Source organism: Brevibacterium sp., from assembly GCF_022712115.1.
In the GTDB taxonomy this organism is placed as follows: Bacteria; Actinomycetota; Actinomycetes; order Actinomycetales; family Brevibacteriaceae; genus Brevibacterium; species Brevibacterium salitolerans.
Genome location: NZ_JALAHB010000007.1, coordinates 1 through 3,044 on the forward strand (window position 1 = coordinate 1; position 3,044 = coordinate 3,044).

Consider the following 3,044-nt stretch of genomic DNA (forward strand, 5'->3'; position numbering starts at 1 on the left):
CCCCCCCCCCCCCCCGGCCGCCCCCCCCCCCCCCCCCCCGCCCCCCCCCCCCCCGGGGGGGGGCGGGGGGCGGGGGGGCCCCCACGCCCGCTCACCGGCGAAGACGGGCAGCCGGGAGTCCTGCGTGCGGCCGAGCTGGGTGCCGCCCGCGGCTCCCTCCGCGGTGAGCGCGACGAGCACGAGCACCGCCGAGGCAGCCGCACCCACGACGGCGGCGCGGACCAGCGGCGTGCGGGGACGCAGCTCCGCGCCGCGGCGCCCGCTCCCGCGCAGCTGTGAGGAGGCGAGCAGACCGCAGGCGCCCAGCGTGAGGAGCGCGAGCCCGGCGCCGGGCCAGGCGGAGACCATGCGCACGGCGGTGGTGCCGGCGGCGGTCATCGTCTGCACGATGGCGAGGCTGAGGCCGCCCACGGTGAGGACGGTCGAGGCGATGACGAGCCCGTCCGGCGCGGAGGGGCGGAAGTAGGCGGAGCCGGCCGCCAGGAGCAGCGGGAGGGACAGCAGCGGCGCGAGCCAGGCGAACTGGGCCGCCGGCAGGTCGCCCAGCGCCTGCGAGACGGGGACCTCGGGCCAGCCCAGCAGCAGTCCCCAGGAGCGGCCCACGAGGAACGGCAGCGTGAGGCCCGGATCCGCCAGCAGCGCTCCGGGGTGACGGAGCGCGCCGACCAGCCAGGGTGCGTGGAGGGCGAGCACCGGGACCACCGTCCAGATCAGCCGGAGCCGCCGGGTGCGGACGAGCAGGACGATCCCCAGCGTCACGGCCGGGACGAGGAGCACGGGCATGCCCGCGCAGACGACGGCGAGCGCCAGGCCCGCCGCGGCCGCGGCCTCGATGCTCCGGCGTCGCACCGCCGTGCGCAGCGCACGCACCGCGGCGGGCATGAGCAGCCATGCCAGCACGGTGCCCAGCCGTCCCTCCGTCACGGAGACGAGGAAGGCGGGCGAGGCGGCCCAGACGAGCGCGAGCAGTGCGCGGAGCGAGCGTGCGCGGGTGAGGATCCCGGCAGACGCATACATGGTCGCGGCGGCGGCCGCCGGCCCCAGCAGGAGCAGTGCGCGCGCGGCTGCGTCCGCGCTGCCCCCGAAGGGCAGGGAGAGGACGGCGAGGACGACGAGCAGGGGGTCCGCCGGGGCCCGGGCGCCCAGGCCCGCGTCGTGGCGGAGGCTCAGCAGCCGTTCGATCGTCTGCCCCGGGTCCACGTCGAGGCGCGGGAGGGCGCCGCCGGTGAGGGCCCCCGGCCCCACGAGGCGCAGGCCCAGGAGGGCACCGGCGAGCAGGGTGCCCAGGAGGACCCAGGTGAAGGGGTGGGCGAACACGCTGCGCGAGGAGACGGTGTCGACCCGGGAGAAGGACTGGAGCTCCTCGCCGGTGTTGGCCGCGGCCTCCTCGGCGGAGCCGGTGCCGCCCTCGCCCGCGGCCTCGGTCTGCCACCAGGCGGCGGTGCCGTCCGTCCCGGCCTCGCGCTGCTCGCGGCGGGCCGCGGCGAGGTCCGCCCGCGCGGCCAGCAGCGCCGGCGCGGGCTCCGTGCGCGGAGCGCTCCGGCGCAGCCCGGCGACGGCGCGCGCGTCCGCGCCCAGCGAGCCCGCGGCGCTCAGCCAGCGACCGGCGCCGGCGAGGTCGTTGGCGCAGAGCCTGCCGGCGGCGGCGAGCAGTGCGGCGCAGAGGAGGCGGAGGACGAGGTGCCACGCGGCCGTGGGCCGGACCCGGGAGAGCCGGTACCTGTGCTCCGCGCGCGCATCCGCCGCCGCGCGGAGAGGGCGCGGCGACGAGACCAGCGCACGCGCCGTGTGCGCGGGCACCTCCACCGCCGCAGAGGGCGCGAGGACCACGCGGAAGCCGGCGGCACGGACGCGGCGGGAGTAGTCGATGCCGCGGTAGGAGGTGGGCAGGGCGCCCGAGGGGGGACCCACTTCCCGTGCAGCGGCGGCGGAGACGAGCAGGCCGGGGGTGTCGAGGGCGTAGACGTCCTCCGTGCGGCCGTACTGGCCCTGCTCCACCTCGCCGGGGTGCACGGAGCTGAGCCGGTGGCCGGCCGCGGTGGTCGTCGCCCCGGCGGAGACGAGGCGTTCGGAGCCCGCGAGCTGCAGCCGCGGGCCCACGAGCCCCACCGCGTCACCGGAGTGCGCCACCTCAAGCAGATGGGCGAGCGCCCCGGGCTGCGGCCGGTCCTCCGGCCCCTGCAGCCAGATCCACTCCGCGCCGTCGGCCAGTGCGCGTGCGAACTCCTCGGCGGCGGACGCCTCCGCGGAATCCCTCGCGACGACGACGCCGTCGCTCACACAGCCTGCTTCTTCAGCCGTCGCCTCTCACGCTCGGACATGCCGCCCCAGATCCCGAAGCGCTCGTCGTTCGACAGTGCGTACTCGAGGCACTCGGAGCGCACCTCGCAGGACGCGCACACCTTCTTCGCCTCCCGGGTGGACCCGCCCTTCTCCGGGAAGAACGCCTCCGGATCCGTCTGGGCGCACAGCGCCTGGTCCTGCCAGGCGAGATCGCCGTCCCCGGAGCCGCCCAGCAGGAGCGAGAGCGGGGAGACCGCCTCGCCCTGGTCGCCGGAGCGGGGCCGGGGCGCCAGTGAGACGGGATCGAGGTCGAGCGGGTCCGGCCGGTAGGAAGGGAGGTCCGCACCGGGATCCACGAACCAGTCCTGGGCGGCCCTGTCACCCACGGTCTCGCGGGGCAGCACCTCCCACTGCTCAGGTGCAGCGTTCATCCTGCGTGCTTCTGCCACTGGTATCCCCCTCTGCCGTCGGTGTTCCGGCGACTCATCACACATGAATTACACGTGTGTCATTCGCCCCCCGTCAAGCGGCGGCCTGGTACATTGCCCCGCTTATAGAACGCGCGTTCGAGGGAGATCCGCCGCACCGGCATCCGCCACACTACATGTAGTGCGACGGCGATCCGAGCAACACAAATTGTGCCTGAATGTGAATTCGCTTGGTGAAATCCTGTGCGGAGCCTCCATCTGGGAAGATGTCCGCATGGCAGCAGAGCACTCCCCCGGCGCCTCCGCGCACCTCCGACGCGCGGAGGCGAGCGA

Annotated in this window: 2 protein-coding genes; both read right to left on the reverse strand. The window is 76.1% G+C overall.

Translation table 11 applies throughout. The features are described from left to right. Positions 1 to 2,280: hypothetical protein (locus tag Q0A33_RS00245; protein WP_291791412.1), on the reverse strand; the 2,280-nt coding region annotated here is incomplete at its 3' end. Further along, positions 2,277 to 2,519, reverse strand: coding sequence for a WhiB family transcriptional regulator (locus Q0A33_RS16535; RefSeq protein WP_344334435.1), 243 nt, complete (start codon positions 2,517 to 2,519; stop codon positions 2,277 to 2,279). The genes Q0A33_RS16535 and Q0A33_RS00245, both read right to left, overlap by 4 nt. Between the last annotated feature and the right edge of the window lie 525 nt (positions 2,520 to 3,044).